We start from the raw sequence: 21,032 nt of genomic DNA, 5'->3' as shown, positions 1-21,032 counted from the left end.
GGTAGCATTCCTAAAAAGCGGTGACATCTTCCCTGGCTGGTGGGCTCTGTCGCCCGTAATTGGCACCGCGATGCTGATCTTTTCGGGTCCCAACGCATTGGTGAACCGAACCCTTCTGAGCAATCGATTCATGCTCTTCATTGGCGTGATCAGTTACCCGCTGTACCTCTGGCATTGGCCGATTCTTTCGTTCGCCAGAATTATGGAATCCGCTGTCCCATCCTGGGAAATACAGGTTGCCGGTGTTCTGTTGAGCGTTCTGCTTGCTTGGCTCACTTATCGTTTTATCGAAAGCCCGATTCGATTTGGTGCACAAACTGCACTGAAACCAACGCTGCTTTGGGGTGTGATGCTGTGTTTGGGCGGCGTTGGATACGCCACATTTGCGCGCGATGGCCTGCCTTTTCGCGTTCAAGAACTTGCCAGCAATAACAGCCAATTCAACTGGGGCGATCTGGCGAACGAAACTTGCCGAAAGGCCTACCCCGCGTTCTGGCCCATTGATCATTGCTCAATGACTCGGGAGGGTGACCCATCGGCTATGTTGATTGGCGACTCCCACAGTGACCATATTCGCCTCGGGCTGTCCGAAGCCATGGCAAAGGAAAATAAAAACCTTCTAAACATCGGAGTTTCCGGATGCACGTCGTTCTATAACGTCACATCTCACCCGAGAGGCGTCCGTGATTGGTGCTCGACCTACATCAACAAGGCAATCGAGTTGGCAGTCAATACGGAGTCTGTAAAAACAGTTGTGTTGTCGTCCCGGGGCCCCATGTACCTGACCGGTAACGGTTACCATGAGGGAGATGATCTAATCCATCACGATAGAGTCCTGGAGCTAGTCGGCCATCCGGAGGTGACAGATTACGCAGCAGTCTTCGAGGCCGGTATGAGAAACACCTTCACGATGCTCGCCAAAGCGGGCAAGCAGGTGGTGTTCGTATTGGATATTCCTGAGCTTGGCTTCTCTCCGATGTCGTGCGTTGATAGTCGTCCATTACGTTTGACCAACAAGGTTAAGAGCCCGTGCGCTATATCTCGGGCAGAAGTGGACTCTCGAAACAAAGAATACAAAGAAGTAGTTGCCAGGGTCATGAAAGACTTTCCGGCAGTGACGCTGTTTGATACGCAGGCGAAGCTGTGCGACGCCGAATGGTGCTGGGCCATGATCGACGGCCAGATGATGTACCGTGATGACGATCACCTGTCTGCGAAGGGTTCTGAATTTATGGCGAAGGATCTGATGCCGATTATCAATAGGGCACTGGCGGATCCTGAGAGCCAGGCGCAAAGATAACGACCAAGTTGCGTTGCTGATGTTAAGCCCGCCGCGTGCGGGCTTTTTCTCTCGTGTTTGAATTTTGTGTTAGGTCTGCAGGACGCCGGAGGGAGCCTAAATAGGCTCAGTGACTTTACAAGAGACTTCGTGAGTTACGGTTCCGCACTCTTAGGCATCGTTGCAGCGAGCGCCAGGCGCGAAGCCTTGTGTTTAGCGGCCTGTAGAGGTGTCCGCGTACACGGGGTGTTAGGGGGCGGGTGTTCGAATCACTCCGTCCCGACCATATTTTTCAATGACTTAGCCGAACTCGAACCTGTTCGGCTTTTTCATACGTAGGCACTTTGCGGGGGATCATCTCGATTTCCTCCTCAAAACGGTCAGCACTGGCTCGCGAGAGTCAGTTGCCAACACTTTGTTCGCAGCCTCAATCAGATGCTGCAACACCGGGGTGGAATAGTGGCTCGTAATACTGCCGTTCTTATGCCCCAATAACGCTTTGCGATCTACCTCTGTCACGCTTGCTGCACGTGGTCTTCTGCCAAAGGTGTGTTTCAGGTCGTGAATCCTGATCAATCTGAACCGCGGGTGTGTCGGCGCCTTGTAGGCCGTCTCCGACTTTCCGCTATGCGCGCACCCTGGCTTTCTTCAAGACCGAGTCATTCATGCGATGCATTACCGTTGGCCCGAACTGATCTGCCTTCCCGTAGGGGAACACCAGGTCTTTGTGCAGACCGCGCTGATTGTCGATGATCGACATGGCCACCTTGTTCAGGATCACCAGGCGTTCATCGTCATTCTTCACCCCGGCTTTCTCACTTCGCCCGCCGAACCCGGCAGGTATCAGAAACACGCTGGTGCTCAACGCCGGTACCCGTATTTCCCAATCCCACCGCAATTTGCAGACTTCCTGTTTCCGGCATCCAATGTCCACCTTAGAGAGGGCCATCCTCAACAGGTGGTCCGGCAGCTCGGCGAACAGCATTGACTGGTCATCCAATGACAGCGGATAAGGTTTCCTGCTGGATTTCTCTTCTTCCATCATCGATATCACTGGCACGCTTTCCAGCCATAGCCGCTTTCTGTATCCCGCCCTTGCGGTGGTACGGATTCAAAAATCCGACGACTCCTTGTAGGGCGATATTCGCCGTCTTGTTCGATACGCCTGGTTTGACCTTTCCTTGCGCCGTCCTTGGTTGGCTTCTGCTGGCCACGCACAAACGGCGTCAGGGTACTGTCATCGATGAGCGTGATGTACGGGGCCCAATGTTTTCGAGTTAATGGAATAGGCGCGCTTTCTCTGGCGGCAGTTAGGCTGATGCAGCTGGATACTCGACGTTCAGGGCTCGTACCTGAACACGGTCACGACAGAAATTCGAACGGTATTTTATCGCGCTTCCCGGGGCTAAGTGTTGATGCGTCCTTATTAAGCAAGCACCGCTGGCGATCTTGCTTTATGTGGCTGTTGCCTGACACTCCAGCACTGTTGGCCTTAGCCTCTAACACTGGGCGAAGGTTGCGGCGGGCTATCCGCCAGCAGTACCATGCGCGACCAGATTGGCCAGTTGAGGCCAACGAACATTGAGCTTCGCTTCACACTTGTAGCGAAGGTCTGCCAATGGAATTGCACTGTAATGAATGTGAAGGCTCCGCTACTCAAGGATGCAAGAGGGTCGTCAGTGAGTGGCAACACGAAAGCTCATGACCATTTGAAGTACCGTCCGGATATTGATGGTCTCCGGGCTTTTGCAATACTTTCAGTTGTTCTATATCACGCATTCCCATCTTTCATGCGTGGTGGTTTTATTGGCGTTGATATTTTCTTTGTTATTTCTGGATATTTGATATCCAGCATTATTTTCAAAGGGTTAGATTCAAGAGCGTTTAGTTTTCTGGACTTTTACCAGCGCCGCGTAAAGCGAATTTTCCCCGCGCTTATTCTTGTCTTGGTGTCTTGCTACGCGGTTGGCTGGTTCACGCTGATGGCTGGCGAATTCAAGATGTTGGGTAAGCATGTCGCGGGCGGTATCGGGTTTATTCAAAACCTTGTCCTTTACCGCGAGGCCGGATACTTCGACACATCGTCAGTGCTTAAGCCATTGCTCCATTTGTGGTCGCTGGGAGTCGAGGAACAGTTCTATATCTTGTTCCCCATTGCAGCCTGGGTCATGTGGCGCTGGCGCTCTGCGGTCCTGCCTGTAATCGTCTTGCTCGCGGTCATTTCCCTGGGCGCCGATGTGCATAAGCTGGGGACGAACCCGTCAGCAGCCTTCTATATGCCGCAGTATCGGTTCTGGGAGATTTTGTGCGGCAGCATCATTGCCTACATCACGGTGTTCCGCCCCTCTACTGCCGACAAGATCCAGGGCTCTGCGCAAGTTCGAAATCTGGTATCGATTGCCGGGGCAGTGCTGCTGATCGCATCAGTTGTAGTCGTGGACAAGTACAAGGCTTTCCCAGGGTTCTGGGCATTGCTGCCGGTCTCAGGTTCTGCGCTGATGATCATGGCCGGTCCGAATGCCTGGTTGAACAGGAAGGTCATGGCGAGCCGCCCGATGGTGTGGATTGGCCTGATCAGCTACCCGCTTTATCTGTGGCATTGGCCGGTAATCACTTACATCCGGATTCTTGGCGCCGAGGAGCTGAGCATAATCAGCGGCGTACTTGCTGTGGTCGCCAGTACGTTGCTGGCCTACGGCACCTATAAGTATGTGGAAGTACCTTTCAGAAACGCCAAGCTGCGAGTCCCAAAAACAGGGCTATTGCTGGCGCTGGGCCTGACTGTTGCTGCCGTTGGTGCTGTGACGTTTGTCAAAAATGGTCTCATGAATCGCCCTGGGCTATCAGTCGGCCTCAAGGATCGCGAGAGCTACGCGCAGTATTTCGAAAACTCCCTGCCGGCTTGGGCCTACTTCACTAACCAGGGGATTATCGAGGGCTATCGGTTCGGCTGTGACTTCTTTGACATCGAGCGTTACCGTGCCGGCGGCTTCACAATGGAGCCGCGCAAGCAGATCAGCACCGAATGCTATGTGCCGACCACTGACACAAAGGTCATGCTTTGGGGAGACTCCCACGCCCAGCAATACTATTACGGCCTGAGCAAGACGCTCCCGCCCTCCGTATCCATATTGCAGGTGGCAAGCTCTGGCTGTGAGGCGAACTTGCCGGGGACCGCTACAGGGGGCTTGAAGTACTGCGACCGCTCCAATGAGTTCGCCTTTGAGGTGATGGCAAAGGAAAAGCCACAGGTACTTGTAATTGCCCAACTTGAACAGCATGACACAAAGAATAATTTGATCGACCTTACAGCAAGGGCCAAGGCGCTTGGGGTCAAAAATGTAATTGTGGTTGGTCCAGTGCCGCGCTATGACCAGTTCCTGAATCAGTTGGTTGTGCGCAAGTTTTGGAACAACACGCCGCGCCGGACTAAAGAAAATCTGCTGCCTGCATCCTTCGACACCGACAGGGCGCTGGCCTCCAAGTACGCTGGTGGTGCTGGTGGGTTTGAATATCTGTCGGCGCTGGGGGCGTTTTGCAATGCAGATGGTTGCATGACTTACCTTGGCGATGATCGGAAAACAGGATTGGTGACGTTTGACTACGGTCACCTGTCGCCGCCAGCCTCTCTCTATTTTGCCAAGACCGCACTGGCACCGCTGATCATGAAGGAGCTGTCTGCGGAATAGCCTCGTCAACATCAAATGAGCCCGCCGCGTGCGGGCTTTTTCTTGCGAGATTGAGTTTGGTATTCGTTCGGCAGGACGCCGGGGCGCAGGGACTTTCTGTCAGAAAGCCTGTAGGGAGTTTTGCGGGGATTCGTGAATCTTTGTCCGGCATCGTTAGGCGTCGATTGCAGTGGGCGCCCACGTAAGGTGTTGGTATTAAAGGCTTTTCAGGACTCCCGCCAGCATGGGTTGCTAGGAGGCAAGTGTTCGAATCACTCCGTCAAGACCATTATTCATGATTAAAATCAGTTAGTTAAGTCGATTGGCTAGATCGGCTTTTTTGTGCCTGCGCTAAACCCGCGCAAAACGATTCGGTGATTTCGCTGGAAGCTCTCAATGATGCCGCCATGGCGGTCATGAGGCTCAGCCTAAGCAGGCTCTTAGTGATCCCTGATGTTCGATAATCTGAGACTGTCGTCTCCTACCGCCGATCATCCGCTAAGCGAAAGTAATCCACGCTCAGCTTTGTGAATGAGATGAGATCCGACTGCCTTATCTTAGCGGACGTCCGAGAATCGAACGCCATGGTTCGGCCGAAACCTTTATATGAGTTCCTTCAGGATTCAGCAATGACAATGGGCTCGGACCTTATCTGGGGAGTGTCGCCAGGCCGGGTATCTGTCTTTCAGCCGCCAATGGTGACTGTGTAACCTTCTGCCTGAAAGGCAAGATAGAATCCCTCGCATCAAAAACAAAGGAGGGTCGCGGATGTTCAGTCACATCACTGTTGGAACAAATGATCTTGATCAGGCTGCCGCTTTTTACGACGCTGTACTGATCCCGCTGGGGCTGTGTCGCCGCACCGTAACTCCTGATGGTGGACCGACGTCGGCATGCTGGGTCAAGCCAGATAGCGCTCTTCCTCGCTTTTATGTGTACAGCCCTTATGATCGCAACGAAGCCAGGGCAGGGAATGGCAGCATGGTCGCTTTCTCGGCTCCCTCTCCAGATGCGGTAGACGTTGCCTATACCGCCGGGCTTCATGCGGGCGGATCGGATGAGGGAATGCCCGGCTTACGTCCGCAGTATGGTGAAGGTTACTACGGCGCATACTTGCGTGATCCAGATGGCAATAAGGTACATGTTGTTCATCGTGGAGATTTGTAAGTTCGGCACATTCTGGCTTGTACGGGGTGTTTGCGGCAGTGCCGTTCTGGCTGCCGCCTTACCTGCGGCTTCATGATCGCGTCTTCTTGAAACGGCTGACCGGGCGCACCAAACCAAGGTTTTCGCGCAGTGTGGTGCCGGTGTATTCGCGCCGAAACAAACCGCGCCTCTGTAACTCAGGAACGACCAGGCCGGCAAAATCCTCCAGCCCGCCCGGCAAGTGCGGCACCAGAATATTGAAGCCATCCGCCGCACCTTCTTCGAACCAGCGCTGCAGTTCATCGGCGATCTGCAGCGGCGTGCCGATCAAGCTGTAATGACCGCGTCCACCGGCAATGCGTCGGCCCAGTTGCGCCAATGTCAGGTGTTCGCGCTGGGCCAGTTCACTCAGCAGTTGCTGGCGGCTGCGTTGACCGCTGTCGGTCAAGGGTAACTCGGGCAGCGGCCCATCGAGGGGGTAGCCGGACAGGTCGAAATTACCCAACATGCGCCCCAGCAACGCCACCCCCACCTTGGGTTCGACCAGCGCCTGGAACGCTTCGAATTTGGCCTGGGCCAAGGCTTCGGTTTGCCCCACCACCACAAACACGCCCGGCATGATTTTCAGCGAATCGGCCTCGCGCCCGTATTGGCCCAGGCGAGCTTTGAGGTCGCTGTAGAAGGCCTGCGCGTCGGCCAGTGAGGTCTGCGCGGTAAACACCACTTCGGCGGTCTGCGCGGCCAGTTCACGGCCGGTTTCCGAGGAGCCGGCCTGCACGATCACTGGCTGGCCCTGGGGCGAGCGCGCCACGTTCAGGGGGCCTTTGACCTGGAAGTGTTCGCCCACATGGTCCAGCACATGGCGTTTACTTGGCTCGTAATAGCGCCCGCTGGCCTTGTCGCGCACGAAGGCGTCTTCGTCCCAGCTGTCCCACAGCCCCGTCACCACCTGATGAAATTCCCGTGCGCGGCTGTAGCGTTCGGCGTGACCCAGGTGCTCGTCACGACCAAAATTCAGCGCCTCGGCCGCGTTATCCGACGTCACCAGGTTCCACCCTGCGCGGCCGCCGGAGAGGTGATCCAGCGAGGCGAATTTGCGCGCTACATGGTACGGCTCGTTGTAGCTGGTGGTGGCGGTGGCGATCAAGCCGATATGCTCGGTCACGGCACTGAGGGCCGAAAGCAGGGTGAGCGGCTCGAAATGATCCGAACGCGCCATCTGGCTGGCGACCTCACCGGTGGCGGCGGCGATGCTGTCGGCCACGAACAGTGCGTCGAACTTCGCCGCTTCCGCCACCCGTGCCAAATGCTTGTAGTGGGCGAAGTCCAGGCCAGCATTCGCCGGTACGTCGGGGTGGCGCCAGGCGGCCACGTGGTGCCCGGTAGCCATCAGGAAGGCGCCGAGTTTGAGTTGACGGCTCATGCTAGAAATCCTTGCGCAGTTGCACGCCGAAGTAACGCTCATCGTCACGAGGCACGGCGCGGTAGATGTAGTTGCCGCCGCTGGCTAGCAGCGGTGAGTAGGATTTGTCGGCGAGGTTCTTCGCCAACAGCGCCACGCGCCAGCCATTGGTGTAGTCGGCCAGGGCCACGCTGGCGTTCCAGATGCCGTAGGCGCCTTGTTTGGTGTTCAGGTTCTGGCTGATGTCGTATTGCACTTCGCTCTGCCAGCTGTAGTCAGTGCCCAGTTCGATATCCAGGCCGTTATCCAGAGGGATGCTGTAGTCGGCGCGCACGTAGCTTTTCCAGTCCGGGCTGAACGGCAGTGGCTTGCCATTGACGTTGCAGGTCGCCGCCGCGCCTGGCGGGCACGCGAACTGATCGATGCGCGCCCGGGTATAGGCCAGGGCGCCGGAGAGCTTGAGTTGCTGGGTGGCTTGCAACGCGTAATCGAGCTCGACGCCTTCGGTGCTGACGCTGCCAGCGTTGATCAGGCGTGTCACGACTTGGCCGGCGACGGTGTCGAAAAAGTTGGCCTGGTAGTTGTCGTAGTCACTGTGGAACACCGCCAGGTTGGTGGTCAGGCGGTTGTTCCAGGCAGTGGCCTTGATTCCGGCTTCCCAGGTATTGGAAGTCTCCGGCTTGAGCGCGTCAGTGTCGCGCGGCTGCATGTTGAAGAACACGTTATAGGCCGGGCCTTTGTAGCCGCGCGAGTAAGTGAGGTAGCTGGTCACGGTGTCGCTGATGTCGTACTGCACGCCCAGCCGCCCGGACCAACCGTCCTCGTCTACCGAACCGGAACTCGATGTCGCCGGTTGAATGCCGCTGACGGTAGTGGCAGAGGTGGACACGCGGCGATGGTCGTACTTCAAGTCGTCATGGGTGTAACGCAACCCGGCGATGCCGCGAAAGCGCGAGGTGAAGTTGAGCGTGGTCTCGCCGAACACCGCGTAGCTGTCGCTGGTGGTGCTGTAGTCGGCAATGCCTCTATCGACCCGCGTCGTGGTGGTGAGGGTGCGCTGATAGGTCTCCTCATCCTTGCCATGCATGTAGAACAGGCCGCCGACGTACTCCAGGAACTCGTCTTTGGGCGAGGCCAGGCGCAGCTCCTGGGAGTATTGGTCGAACGCCAGGTCGCCCTTGTCAGCGGTGCCGGGGAATGCGGCGGTGACCGTGCCGAGACGGTCGCCATCCTGATATTGAATGTTGTCCCAGCCGCGCCAGGCGGTGATCGAGGTGAGGGTGTAGTCGCCCAGGTTCCAGTCCAACTGTGCCGACAGGCCCTTGTTGGTGTCTTGCACATGGCTGCGGGTATCGGTGTTGATATCGCGGTTGTCGCTTGAGGCGCGCACCGGCCTCAAGGCATTGCTGAACGCCGGGTTCAGGGACTTGCTGACCACACCATTGGGCGCGTCATTGTGGGACTGCATGTAATCGGCGATCAGGGTCAGCTTCACGTCGTCGTTGGGCGTGAACTCCAGCTTGCCGCGAACGCCCTTGTGGTTGTAGCCATTGACCTCCTGACCGTTATGGCGGTTGTCGACGTTGCCGTCGTAGCTGCCGAACAAGGTGCTGATCGAGCCTTTGAGTACCTCCGGTACCAGGCTGCCGCCGATGCCGAAGCGCGTGCGGCTTTCATTGCCGCTGTAGAACGACTGATCGATAAACCCGTGGGTCTGGGCCGTCGGCGCCTTGCTGGTGATATTCAGCACGCCGGCCGAGGCGTTCTTGCCGAACAGCGTGCCTTGCGGGCCGCGCAGTACTTCGATGCGCTCAAGGTCCAGCAGGTCGAGGGTGGCCTGGCCGGGGCGTGCATAGACCACGCCGTCGATCACCGTGGCCACAGTGGGCTCCACCCCAGGCGAGGTAGAAATGGTGCCCACGCCGCGCACGAACAATGAGGTGTCCTTGTTCGAAGCACCGGTGCGAAAGTTCAGCGATGGCACCTGCTGCGCGATGCTCGCCACCCCGTTGCGATTGTCACGCTCCAGTTGCTCGCCATCGAGCACCGAGACGGCCACCGGGACTTTTTGCAGCGATTCTTCGCGGCGGGTAGCGGTGACTGTCACGGATTGGAGCGTGGGTTCCTGCTCATCAGCCGCAACAGCGCCGCAGACGGGCAAGGCGCTGAGGCCGGCCAGAAGCAACAAATGGGTGTGCCGTGGAAAGTTATGCATGCTGTGCCCGCTCGAAAAAATACCCTGGTCCGCTGCGGTTCTGCGACCGTCAGCGCCTGTGAACATGTCTTGGGCATTCGCTCGAGCGAGTAGCAGACAGCGCGCTTTGTTAGCGCTAACATCGGCATTATTGAAGCGGGCCGTTTAGAGCGTCAAATACTAAAAAATTAGTTTTATATTCCTTTTTTATAGGGCTATTTCGTGAGCGAACACCCACCGCGCAAACGCCGGGGCGCCGGACGCGTCACCCTGAACACCGTGGCACGCCAGGCCGGGGTGTCGGCCATTACCGTGTCGCGTTACTTCAACCAACCTGAACAGGTCTCGCCCGAGCGCCGCGAGCGTATCGCCGAGGTGGTGGCGCAATTGGGGTATGTGCCCAATCTGGTGGCCGGTGGCTTGGCCTCTGCGCGAGGCAAAATCGTCGCGATGGTGATTCCGAATATCTCGGGGCCGATTTTTGCCAATACGCTGCAGGGCTTCAGCGACACCCTCAGTCGTCACGGCTACCAGCTGTTGCTGGCCTCCAGCTATTTCAGCATCGAACAGGAGGAAAGTGCGGTGCGTGCCTTTCTCGGCTGGTCGCCGGCAGCGCTGGTGCTGACCAGCCGCTTTCACAGCCCTGGCACCGAGAAGATGATCACCGAGGCAGATATACCGATCGTCGAAACCTGGGACTACGTGCCGGAACGCGCACCGTTGCAAGTGGGTTTTTCTCATTATGAAGTGGGCGTCACCGCCGCTCGCTACTTGCATGGCAAAGGCTATCGGCGCATCGCCTTCGTACAAAACAGTGCAGTGGGCGACTTCAGCGCATTGGAGCGGCGCGATGGGTTTACCGCGACCCTCTCCGAGTTGGGTGTGCAGCCGTGGGTCTTTGTGCCGGACGCCGACCGTGCGCCCTTCGAAGCTGGCAAGCAGGCCATGGACGCGCTGATGGGGCAGACGATCACGCCCGACGCGATTTTCTTCGCCAACGATAACCTCGCCGCCGGTGGTTTGCTGGCCGGTCAACGCGCCGGGCTGAGCATCCCCCAGGACTGCGCCGTATTGGGATTTGGCGACTACCCGTTTGCCCATATGTTGCTGCCCAGCCTCAGCACCCTCCAGCCACCCGCGTTGGAGATTGGTGTACTCGCTGCCACACGCGTCCTGCAAAGTCTGGGCGTATTAGCCACCGATGAGGAAGTTGAGCGCTTGAATCTTTTGCACTGTCAGTTAATTGAAAGAGAGAGCACCTGAATGACCCGTCGTTATGGCTAATTGCAACTAGTGGCTATTGGCTGCTAACGCTCTAAATCAGTGCATTTGGCAATGTTTTGTATTTAATTACCCCCTCATCCGGAACTAGGGCTATAACTTCCAGTCGATACACCCGGCTAACGCCTGCCTGGGCTATGGCGAACTAATGGCATTGTTCGGTAGTTCTAAATAGCCATACTTTTCGCAACGTTAGATATTCCTCAATGATGTCCTCAGCGCCCATCGATGCTTGCAAGATGCAGATCCCGCACACCGACCAAGTGTGCGCGTGGCTGATGCAGCACGCCGGGCTCAAAATCGCTGATCTGGAACGCGCCCAGCGTTTATCCACTGAGCCTGGCGACCTGCTCGGTTTACTCACGCGCCTGGGCCTGGTGTCCGAAGTCGAACTGGCTCGCGCCTGGGCCGATTTGCTGGATGCGCCACTACTGGTGGCCGACGCGGCGCCGCCGTTGCTTGACCCGCTTCCCGTGCTCACCGAGCGCTTTATGCGCCATTACCAGCTAGTGCCGATGGGTTGGCATCAGGGCGGGTTGCGCGTAATGGCTGCCAACCCGGCGCAGTGGTATCCGTTCCAGGCCCTGGCGTATGCCTGTGAGGTGCCGGTCTGGCTGGCCGTCGGTTCGCATAATGAAGTCGACACGCTGATCGAGCGCTATTACGGCCAGGGCCGTTCCGCCATGGGCAGCCTGATCGAAAACCTCGATGAGCAGGGCGGCGTGCTGGAGGACATCGAACACCTCAAGGACATGGCCTCCGAAGCGCCAGTGATTCGCCTGGTCAATCTGATCCTGCAGCGCGCCGTGGAACAGCGCGCCTCGGATATCCATATCGAACCCTTCGAAAACCAACTCAAGGTGCGCTACCGCATCGATGGCGTGCTGCACGACGCCGAAGCACCGCCTGCCAGTTCGTCGGCGGCGGTGATCTCGCGGGTGAAGATCATGGCGCGCCTGGACATCGCCGAACGACGCCTGCCCCAGGACGGGCGCATCATGCTGCGCATCCAGGGCAAAGCGTTGGACCTGCGGGTGTCCACGGTGCCCACCAGCTTTGGCGAGTCGGTGGTGATGCGCCTGTTGGACCGGCAAACCGTGCAATTCGATTTCCCCAGCCTGGGCTTCGACGGCCCGCGCCTGGCGGCCTTCCAGGATCTATTGGCGCGGCCCCACGGCATCCTGTTGGTCACAGGGCCTACGGGCTCGGGCAAAACCACCACACTTTATACCGCGTTGTCGCAGCTCAACACCGCTGAACGCAAGATCATCACCGTGGAAGACCCGGTGGAATACCAGCTTGAAGGGATTAACCAGATCCAGGTCAAACCCGCCATCGGCCTGGACTTTGCCGGAGCGCTGCGCGCCATCGTGCGCCAGGACCCGGACGTGATCATGATCGGCGAAATCCGCGATCTGGAAACCTGCCGCATTGCCGTCCAATCCTCACTCACTGGCCATCTGGTCCTCTCGACCCTGCACACCAACAGCGCCGCTGCGAGTATCACGCGCTTGCTGGACATGGGCGTGGAGAGCTACCTGATTGCCTCCACGGTCAGCGGTATTCTCGCCCAGCGCCTGGTGCGGCGCCTGGACCCTGCCACGCGCGTGGCCTTCCAGGCCCCGCCGGAATTGATCAAGGAGCACGGCCTGGATCGCCTGACCGAGCAGCGTCCGATCCTGCTTTACCGCGGTGACTATCACGGCCGCAGCGCCCTCACTGAGTTGTTGGTAATGAACGACGAGTTGCGTGGCCTGCTGATGGGCCACGCCGACGCCGCCAGCCTCGAGCACGCCGCCCGCCGCTCCGGTTTGCGCACTTTGTATGAAGACGGTTTGCGCCAGGCCCTGGCCGGTGTCACCTCCCTGGAGGAAGTGTTGCGTGTCACCCGTGGAGATGACGCGTGAGCCTGTTCAAGTTCCGCGCCCTGGACAGCCAGGGCGTGGCCCAGAGCGGCACGTTGCAGGCCATTGACCAAGCGGCCGCTGTCGCCGTCTTGCATCAGCGCGGGTGGTTGTTGCTGCACATCGAAACGGCCAGCGGCCCCTTGTTGCGCCAGGCACGTGGGCAGTTGAAGGGCGTAGCGCTGGTGAGTTTCACCCAGCAATTGGCCACGCTACTGGGCGCCGGCCAGCCCCTCGAACGCGCTTTAAACCTGTTGCTCAAGCAAGCCCGCCATCCTCAGGTGCGGGCCTTGATCGAGCGTATCCGCGACCAGGTCAAGGCCGGCAAACCGCTGTCGGCGGCGCTGGAGGAGGAGGGCGGCACGTTTTCCCCGCTGTACCTGAGCATGGTGCGCGCCGGTGAAGCCGGCGGGGCGTTGGAAGGTACCCTGCGCCAGCTCAGCGACTACCTGGAGCGTAGCCAGTTGCTGCGCGGCGAGGTGATCAATGCGCTGATCTACCCGGCGTTTCTGGTGGTGGGCGTACTGGGTTCCCTGGCGTTGTTGCTGGCCTATGTGGTGCCGCAGTTCGTGCCGATTTTCCAAGACCTGGGCGTACCGATTCCTATGATCACCCAGGTGATCCTGGCGCTCGGCGAGTTCCTCGGCGCCTATGGCCTGGTGGTGCTGGCCGGGTTGTCGATCAGTGCATGGATCCTGGCGGGGCGCCTGCGCGACCCCCTTCGCCGTGAGCGTTACGACCGTCACCTGCTGAGCATCCGCGTGATCGGCCCGCTATTGCAACGGGTGCAAGCCGCCCGCCTGACCCGCACCCTCGGCACGTTGCTCAGCAACGGCGTGGCGCTGCTGCCCGCGCTGGTGATCGCCCGGCAAGTCTGCAGCAACCGTGCGCTCCAGGCGCAAGTGGCGCTGGCAGCGCAACGGGTCAAAGGCGGCGGCACCCTGGCCGATGCGTTCGGCCGCCAGCCGCTGCTACCTGAGTTGGCACTGCACATGATCGAAGTCGGTGAACAGGCCGGTGAACTGGACAGCATGCTGCTCAAGGTCGCCGACATCTTCGACGTCGAGGCCAAGCGCGCCATCGAACGCTTGCTCGCGGCACTGGTGCCGACCCTGACCGTGGTCATGGCGGTGCTGGTGGCGGTGATCATGCTGGCGATCATGCTGCCGTTGATGAGCCTCACCAGCCATATATGAACTTTCAAGGAGCAGAACCGATGAAAACCCGACACCGCCAAGGCGGCTTCACCCTCTTGGAAATGCTGGCGGTGATCGTGCTGCTGGGCATTGTCGCGACCATTGTGGTGCGCCAGGTCGGTGGCAATGTGGACAAGGGCAAGTACGGCGCGGGCAAGGCGCAACTGGCCAGTTTGAGCATGAAGATCGACAGCTACGCCTTGGACGTGGGTGCGCCGCCTAACAGCCTGCAACAGCTGCTCGACAAGCCGGCCAGTGCGTCCAACTGGGCCGGCCCCTACGCCAAGCCTTCGGAGTTGAAAGACCCGTTCGGCCATGGGTTCGGCTATCGCTTCCCCGGTGAGCACGGTGCCTTCGACCTGATCTTCTACGGCCAGGACGGCCAACCCGGCGGCGAGGGCTACAGTGCCGACCTGGGCAACTGGGAATAACCCGCCCGTGGCCCAGCGAGGCTTTACCCTGCTGGAGATGCTGGTGGTCATCCTATTGATCGGCATTGCGGCGGGGTTGTTGGGGCTGGGTGTACGGCAAGGGCTGCAGGTGGCCAAGGAGCGCCGGGTGGTCGCGCAGATGGTCGAGGCGCTGCGCGCCACGCGGGCGAGCGCCATCGTCAGCGGCCAGGTGGCGCGCACTCAATTCGACCTCCAGGGCCGCTCGTTCCAGGCTCCAGGGCGTGCGTCACAGCAGTGGCCAGCGCAGGTGCAAGTGACCTTGCACAGTGCCGAGCAGGCCGGGGCGGCCGTGGTGTTCTATCCCGACGGCAGTTCTACCGGCGGTAACCTGCTGCTGGCCAACGGTAGCCGTCGTTGGCGTATCGACATTGGCTGGCTTACCGGCAGTGTGCAGTTCAAGGCGCTGCCATGAAGCACCAGGCCGGTTTCACCTTGCTGGAAATGCTCGCCGCCCTGACGTTGATGGCGGTGTGCAGCAGCGTGTTGCTGGTTGCCTTCGGCCAGAGCGCGCGCGCCTTGTCCCAGGTGGCCCGCAGCGACCGCCTCAGCCATGCCGCGCTCACGGTGCTGGACCAGGAAGCCGCCGGCCCGCTGACGGAGGGAACCCGCCAAGGCGAACTCGAGGGTATCCATTGGCAATTGACCAGTACCCGCCAACAGCCGCACCTGTTTCGTCTCGACCTTAACGTGCGTGAAGGCGCGCATCAGGCGCACTTCAGCACCTTGAAGGCGCGCCTGTGAAGCGCCGGGAGCAGGGCTTCACGTTGCTGGAAGTGCTCGTGGTGCTCAGCTTGCTGTCGGTGTTGTTGCTGCTGGTGAGCGCAGCGTTGCTGGGGGCCAATCGGGCGGTGGCCAAGGCCCAGGCCTACACCGTCAGCCTGGATGAAATGCGCGCCGCCCAACAGTTTTTGCGCACCTCGATCAGCGAGGCGCTGCCGCTAAAGCTCACTGACGATGACAGCCAGGCCGAAGGTTTTTTTATCGGCATGCCTGAACGTTTGCAGTTTGTGGCGACCTTGCCCGGTGTATTGGGCGGGGGTATCCAGCGCTTTACCCTGCAACGGGTCGGGCAGGATCTGCAGGTGGCTTTTTCGCAGAGGGCCTCCCACGCCAACGCGCAGCGCGATGAGCCGCAGGTGCTTTTGCATGACGTCGAGGCGCTGCAGTTCAGCTATCGCGGTGTCTCGCCACTGGGCCAGCCCACCGACTGGTTGAGCCCGTGGCCCTGGCCCCGGCGCCTGCCCACAGCGGTGCGCATCGACGCCTCCGTCGACGGGCCGGTGCCATGGGTCGCCCAAGTGGTTGCGCTGCGCCTGAACCTGTCCAGCGCGAGCAGCGAAGAATGAAGCGCCAACGAGGTGCGGCCCTGTTGCTGGTGCTGTGGGTGCTGGCCTTGCTCAGCGTATTGCTGGGTGGCCTGGCCGGGTGGGTGCAACTGCAAAGTCGCCAGGCGCTGTGGCTGCGCCAGCACACTCAGACACTGTTGGCCGCCCAGGCCGGTATCGCAGAGGTCATGGCGCAAGGGCAGTGGGTGGCGGACGGGCGTTCTATTGCGCTGACCTTCGACGACGCCCGCTTGCAGGTCAGTGTGCGCAGTGAGCGCGGCAAGCTGTACCTGGTCAACGCCGCCCCCCAGGACCTCACGCGCCTGGCCCTGGCCTGCGGCGCAACACCGGTTCAGGCCCAGCAGTTGGCCAAGGCCCTTGAGACTCGCCGCCATCAGGGCCTGGCGCCGTTTCGGGTGCTGGAGGAGGTACGTCAACTTCCCGGCATGACCCCGGCGCTCTACAGCCAACTACTGCCGCACATCACCTTGTGGAGCGACCTCGACCGGCCCGCTCCGGCATTCGCCAGCCCCCTGATGCGCAAGGCGTTGAACCTGCCACGCCAGGACGCCGAGGGCGTCGACCCCGGCCAGGTCGTGGAAATCGACAGCCGCGCCGAGCGCCCCGGCGGCTATCAGGCACGCCTGCGACTGACCCTTTTATTGAGCCCTGCGGAGGACAGCGCACAGCCCTATCGGGTGGTGCGGTGGCAAGAATGATTCAACTCGAACCGATTGCCCGCTACTGGCGCGGCAGCCTGCTGCAACAAGGCTGGCGCCTGTGGCTCACGGAGTTACGCGGCTGTGTGCCGAAGTGGCTGGCGTTCCAGGAACCGCCTGAGCAGGTTCATCACTGGCCGCTGACGGCTCCAGTGTTGCCAGGCAATGCGCGCCAGGTGCTGATGCTTGCTCCTGATGCCGTGTTGCAGCAAAGCGTGCAACTGCCTCTGGCTGCCGCGCGCAACCTCGTGGAGGTGGTTGGCTATGAACTGGACCGCTACACCCCGTTCAACGCCGGGCAGCTCTATTTCGTCGCCCGCCAGGAGCGGCGCACACCCAGCCACCTGGAGGTGAGGGTGGTGGCGATCCTGCGCGAGCGCCTTGACCAGGTCCTCACTGACTGCGCCGCCCTCGGCCTGTACCCACACCGCGTGGATGTGGCGGGCCTGGGTATCGACCTGCTGCCCGCGCCGTTACGCCCGCGTTCGCGGCCTGCCGGCAAGCAATTGCAGCGCAGCCTGCCGTGGTTGTGCGGCGCGTTGCTGATCGCGGCGATGCTGTTGTGGCTCAACGACCGCCAGCGGGTACTCGACAGCATGCACGCCACTGTCCAACAGCAAAAAGCCGAGGTCGCCCAGGTGCACGCCCTGCGCCAGCAACTGCTCAACACCCGTGGCGCGGCGCAGTACCTCAGCCAGCGTAAACGGGCGCAACCGCCCCTGGCCGCGCTGCTGAATGACTTGACCAGTTGCCTGCCCGCCGACACCTGGCTCGACCAATTGGACGTCAAGGACGGCGAGGTGAGTTTCTCCGGCCAGAGCGCCAAGGCCAGTGGCCTGATCAGCCGCATCAAAGGCTGCCAGCGCTTGGACAACGCGCAGTTCGAAGGGGTGATCCAACCCGACGCACGCAGCGGCAAGGACCAGTTTGCCTTGCGTGCCCACTTACGCCAGGAGGCCGCCGATGCGCCGACCCCTCACACGCCGTGAACGCCGCGGCGCCGCCTTGTTGACCCTGGCGTTGGTGCTCGGCGCGGCCTATTGGCTGTTGATCGACAGCTGGTTCGCCGGGCCGCTGCGGGCGATGGGTGAGCAGGCCGAACAGTTGCGTGAACAGCAGCAGCGCTATGCCAGCGTCATACGCCAGGGCGATGCCTTGCGCGAACAGTTGGCGCAAGCACAGCAAGACCCGGCCAGCAGCGCCAGCCTGTTGCCAGGGGACGACCCGGACGTGGTCGCCGCCGACCTGATGCAGCGTCTCGCCGACCTGATCAACAGCCACGCCAACCTCGGCGGCGGCTGCAACCTCACCCAGCGCAAACCGATCACGCCCGAACAGAACGACAGCGAGCCCTATCGTCAGGTCAAGGTCAGCCTCACGCTCAATTGCGCCATCGAACCGCTGATCGCGATCCTGCATGGGCTGGAATATCAGCCGCCTTTTCTGTTCGTCGATGAGCTGCATATTCGTCGCGACAAACAGGCGCCAGCCAGTGGCGGGGCGGGCAAGCTGGCGGTGCAACTGCTGGTGCGCGGCTACTTGCAACCGGCGCGGGTGGCACCATGATTGGCCCCTTGCGTCCTCTTGAATGGGGCTGGCTCGGCGTGGCCGGGCTCTTGGGGCTGTTGATGGCGATGATCCTCAGCAGCATCGGCGACGCCCCCCGGTGGTTACCCGATGCACCGGTGCACGCGCCACCCTCGTTCCAGGTGCAGGCCGCTCCCACGCCAGCGTTGCAAGACCTTGCCGGTACCTGGCAAACGCCGCTGTTCAGCCCGGATCGCCGCCCGGACCGGGAGGTGGGTAAAACCCAGGTGGCGAGCCTGGCCAACCTGACCCTCAGCGGCATCATGATCACCGGCAACCTGCAAATGGCCATGCTCAAGCAAACCGGTGGCCCCACGCTCACGGTGCGCTTGGGCCAGGCGTTGCCCAACGGCTGGCGCCTGGAACACCTGACCCCGCAATACGCCCGTTTTGCCCTCAACGGGCGCACCCAGACCCTGAGCCTCTACGGTAAGCGGTTACCCCTGAACTCACATCCCCGCGAGTCTCTCCCTTGATCGATATGCGCACTTCGCTGTTTTGCCTGGCTACCGCCGTCTCCCTGGGCGGCTGTGGATCTTTGCCCGACACCCTCGACCCGGACGACGACCTGCTGCACGAGGCCCTGCAGGGCACCGGCGCACAACGCCCGCCGCTTCAGGCGCCTGTGGCCGAAACCGCTCCACCTGCCACCCAGGCTCCGCCGCAGCGCCAGCTCATTCGTGGCAATCAAGCGTTTGTGCGCCAGCCCGCGGCACCCGTAAACGTGCCGGAGCAGGTCGGCGACATCGTGTTCAACTTCGCCGATCAGCCCATCGAGGCCGTGATCAACAGCGTGATGGGCGACCTGCTGCACGAGAACTACAGCATCGCCGAGGGCGTGAAGGGCACTGTCAGCTTCTCCACCTCCAAGCCCGTGGACAAACAGCAAGCGCTGTCGATTCTCGAAACCCTGCTGTCCTGGACCGACAACGCCATGATCAAACAGGGCAACCGCTATGTGATCCTGCCGGCCAAACAGGCCGTGGCGGGCAAGCTGGTGCCGCAGATGCGCGTGGCGCAACCGGCCAGCGGCCTCTCGGCACGTCTGTTTTCACTGCGCTATATCTCGGCCACCGAGATGCAGAAACTGCTCAAACCCTTCGCCCGTGAAAACGCTTTTTTGTTGGTGGACCCGGCGCGCAATGTCCTGAGCCTGGCCGGCACGCCCGACGAACTGGCCAACTACCAGGACACCATCGACACCTTCGACGTGGACTGGCTCAAGGGCATGTCGGTGGCGGTGTTTGGCCTGCAACGCGCCTCGGTGGCCGAGCTGATGCCCGAGCTGCAAGCCATGTTCGGCGCGGACAGTGGCACACCCCTGGCCGGCATGCTGCGGTTCTTGCCGGTCGAGCGCACCAACTCGGTGGTGGCGATTTCTTCCCAGCCCCAGTACCTCAGCGAAGTGGGCGACTGGATCCGTACCATCGACGAGGGCGGCGGCAACGAGCCGCAGATGTATGTGTACGACGTGCGCAATATGAAGGCCGGCGATCTGGCCAAGTACCTGCGGCAGATCTACGGCAATGGCGCGATCAAGGATGACGCCCCGGCGAAAGTAGCGCCGGGGTTGCGTACCACCACCTTGTCCTCATCCACCAGTGCCGGTTTGCAGGCCAGCGCCCCGGTGCCCGCAGCCGAAGAACCTGAATCCGAGCCTGCCGAAAACACCCAGGCATCGCCCACCAGCGACCTCGAGGCGGGCACGCGCATCACCGCGCAAAAAAGCAGCAACCAGCTGCTGGTGCGCACCCGCCCGGCGCAATGGAAGGAAATCGAAGCGGCGATCAAACGCCTCGACAACCCACCGCTGCAAGTGCAGATCGAGACCCGCATTCTGGAGGTCAAGCTCACCGGCGAACTGGACCTGGGGGTGCAGTGGTACCTGGGCCGCCTGGCCGGTAATTCCACCAGCACTACGGTGGCCAATGCCTCCGGCAGCCAAGGTGCCCTGGGCGGTGGCGGGGCAGGGCTGGGGGCGGCGGACTCGTTGTTCTACTCCTTCGTCAGTTCCAACCTGCAAGTGGCCCTGCACGCCCTGGAGACCAACGGCCGCACCCAGGTGCTGTCGGCGCCATCCCTGGTGGTGATGAACAACCAGCCGGCGCAGATCCAGGTGGGGGACAACATTCCCATCAGTCAGACCACCGTCAATACCGGGGACGCCGACACCACCTTGAGCAGTGTGGAATATGTGCAGACGGGGGTGATTCTGGATGTGGTGCCGCGCATCAATCCGGGTGGGCTGGTGTACATGGATATCCAGCAACAGGTCAGTGATGCCCAGAACCCGACGGGGAACAGTGAGACGCCGGTGAACCCGCGTATCTCCACGCGCTCGGTGTCCACCCAGGTGGCGGTGCAGAGTGGCCAGACGGTGTTGCTCGGTGGGCTGATCAAGCAGGACAACGCTGAGAGTGTCAGCGCCGTGCCTTACCTGGGGAAGATTCCAGGGTTGCGCTGGTTGTTTGGCAACACCGGCAAGTCCAAGGACCGCACGGAGCTGATTGTGTTGATCACGCCAAGAGTCATCACCAGCAGCAGCCAGGCGCGGCAGGTGACGGATGATTATCGCCAGCAGATGCAGCTGTTGCGACCGGCTCAATGATCCTGGCTGTACCGAGTACCCATGTGGGAGGGGGCTCGCTCCCGATGGTGGCCTGGCACCTCGCGATCAAAAATGTGGGAGCTGGCTTGCCTGCGATGATGGCCTGCCAGCCGACGCCTATCAACCTGACACCCCGCGATCAAAAATGTGGGAGCTGGCTTGCCTGCGATAACGGCCTACCAGCCGACACCTATCTACCTGACACTCCGCAATCAAACTGTGGGAGCGGGCTTGCTCGCGAAGGCGGCCTAACAGGCGACGCAGTTATACC

17 protein-coding genes and 1 pseudogene are annotated in these 21,032 nt (G+C 60.6%); 15 read left to right on the top strand and 3 right to left on the bottom strand.

The annotated features are described in order from the left end of the window. The coding region (locus tag APH41_RS28995) for an acyltransferase family protein (protein ID WP_177333546.1) at window positions 1-1,300 on the top strand (1,300 nt) is incomplete at its 5' end. A 333-nt stretch (window positions 1,301-1,633) separates the two neighbouring features. Here APH41_RS28995 and APH41_RS03880 read toward each other — a convergent pair. Further along, window positions 1,634-2,533 (bottom strand): annotated as a pseudogene (locus APH41_RS03880) (site-specific integrase); the annotation flags it as partial. A gap of 290 nt (window positions 2,534-2,823) precedes the next feature. Between APH41_RS03880 and APH41_RS03875 the strand changes: the two are divergent. Both APH41_RS03875 and APH41_RS27860 read left to right on the top strand, forming a co-directional pair. Then, complete coding sequence (locus tag APH41_RS03875) at window positions 2,824-4,968, top strand: acyltransferase family protein (RefSeq protein ID WP_177333545.1); 2,145 nt, start codon at window positions 2,824-2,826, stop codon at window positions 4,966-4,968. 747 nt (window positions 4,969-5,715) lie between these two features. Next, a complete protein-coding gene (locus tag APH41_RS27860; protein ID WP_072446255.1) occupies window positions 5,716-6,114 on the top strand; it encodes a VOC family protein in 399 nt (132 codons plus the stop codon). Window positions 6,115-6,184: 70 nt separating this feature from the next. Here the strand turns inward: APH41_RS27860 and APH41_RS03870 are convergent, their stop codons facing one another. Next, window positions 6,185-7,516: an LLM class flavin-dependent oxidoreductase gene (locus APH41_RS03870; RefSeq protein ID WP_054917562.1), complete on the bottom strand. Its 1,332-nt coding sequence runs from the start codon at window positions 7,514-7,516 to the stop codon at window positions 6,185-6,187. A gap of 1 nt (window position 7,517) precedes the next feature. After that, a complete protein-coding gene (locus APH41_RS03865) occupies window positions 7,518-9,710 on the bottom strand; it encodes a TonB-dependent receptor (protein ID WP_054917556.1) in 2,193 nt (730 codons plus the stop codon). A 201-nt stretch (window positions 9,711-9,911) separates the two neighbouring features. On the opposite strand from APH41_RS03865, the gene APH41_RS03860 reads away from it, so the two are divergent. The 12 genes from APH41_RS03860 (at window position 9,912) to gspD (ending at window position 20,761) form a co-directional block, all read left to right on the top strand. Next, window positions 9,912-10,952 (top strand): LacI family DNA-binding transcriptional regulator, encoded by a 1,041-nt coding sequence (locus tag APH41_RS03860; protein WP_054917554.1) that lies wholly within the window; start codon window positions 9,912-9,914, stop codon window positions 10,950-10,952. Window positions 10,953-11,209: 257 nt separating this feature from the next. Then, complete coding sequence (locus APH41_RS03855; RefSeq protein WP_256220102.1) at window positions 11,210-12,877, top strand: GspE/PulE family protein; 1,668 nt, start codon at window positions 11,210-11,212, stop codon at window positions 12,875-12,877. Further along, the gene (gene gspF / locus APH41_RS03850) at window positions 12,874-14,070 is read left to right on the top strand and encodes a type II secretion system inner membrane protein GspF (RefSeq protein ID WP_054917552.1); all 1,197 of its coding nucleotides are present in this window, start codon (window positions 12,874-12,876) and stop codon (window positions 14,068-14,070) included. Before APH41_RS03855 ends, gspF begins: the two co-directional genes overlap by 4 nt. A 20-nt stretch (window positions 14,071-14,090) precedes the next feature. Further along, window positions 14,091-14,501: a type II secretion system major pseudopilin GspG gene (gene gspG / locus APH41_RS03845; RefSeq protein ID WP_054917549.1), complete on the top strand. Its 411-nt coding sequence runs from the start codon at window positions 14,091-14,093 to the stop codon at window positions 14,499-14,501. Between the two features lie 7 nt (window positions 14,502-14,508). Then, window positions 14,509-14,934, top strand: coding sequence for a type II secretion system protein (locus APH41_RS03840; RefSeq protein ID WP_054917547.1), 426 nt, complete (start codon window positions 14,509-14,511; stop codon window positions 14,932-14,934). Further along, window positions 14,931-15,263 (top strand): type II secretion system protein, encoded by a 333-nt coding sequence (locus APH41_RS03835; RefSeq protein WP_034128223.1) that lies wholly within the window; start codon window positions 14,931-14,933, stop codon window positions 15,261-15,263. Before APH41_RS03840 ends, APH41_RS03835 begins: the two co-directional genes overlap by 4 nt. After that, on the top strand, window positions 15,260-15,868 hold the full coding sequence (locus APH41_RS03830) for a prepilin-type N-terminal cleavage/methylation domain-containing protein (RefSeq protein WP_054917546.1): 609 nt from the start codon (window positions 15,260-15,262) through the stop codon (window positions 15,866-15,868). Before APH41_RS03835 ends, APH41_RS03830 begins: the two co-directional genes overlap by 4 nt. Next, window positions 15,865-16,566, top strand: coding sequence for a hypothetical protein (locus APH41_RS03825; RefSeq protein ID WP_054917543.1), 702 nt, complete (start codon window positions 15,865-15,867; stop codon window positions 16,564-16,566). The genes APH41_RS03830 and APH41_RS03825 overlap by 4 nt, the downstream gene beginning before the upstream one ends. Beyond that, on the top strand, window positions 16,563-17,555 hold the full coding sequence (locus tag APH41_RS03820) for a PilN domain-containing protein (protein WP_054917541.1): 993 nt from the start codon (window positions 16,563-16,565) through the stop codon (window positions 17,553-17,555). The genes APH41_RS03825 and APH41_RS03820 overlap by 4 nt, the downstream gene beginning before the upstream one ends. After that, window positions 17,530-18,132: a type II secretion system protein GspM gene (gspM, locus tag APH41_RS03815; protein ID WP_054917534.1), complete on the top strand. Its 603-nt coding sequence runs from the start codon at window positions 17,530-17,532 to the stop codon at window positions 18,130-18,132. The genes APH41_RS03820 and gspM overlap by 26 nt, the downstream gene beginning before the upstream one ends. Continuing rightward, complete coding sequence (locus tag APH41_RS03810) at window positions 18,129-18,629, top strand: general secretion pathway protein GspN (RefSeq protein WP_054917530.1); 501 nt, start codon at window positions 18,129-18,131, stop codon at window positions 18,627-18,629. The genes gspM and APH41_RS03810 overlap by 4 nt, the downstream gene beginning before the upstream one ends. A gap of 5 nt (window positions 18,630-18,634) precedes the next feature. Continuing rightward, on the top strand, window positions 18,635-20,761 hold the full coding sequence (gspD, locus tag APH41_RS03805; RefSeq protein WP_054917527.1) for a type II secretion system secretin GspD: 2,127 nt from the start codon (window positions 18,635-18,637) through the stop codon (window positions 20,759-20,761). The last annotated feature ends 271 nt before the right edge of the window (window positions 20,762-21,032 follow it).

It is taken from the genome of Pseudomonas sp. NBRC 111138 (assembly GCF_001320835.1).
GTDB classification, from domain to species: domain Bacteria; phylum Pseudomonadota; class Gammaproteobacteria; order Pseudomonadales; family Pseudomonadaceae; genus Aquipseudomonas; species Aquipseudomonas paracarnis.
This window is presented reverse-complemented; position numbering and strand designations above follow the sequence as displayed.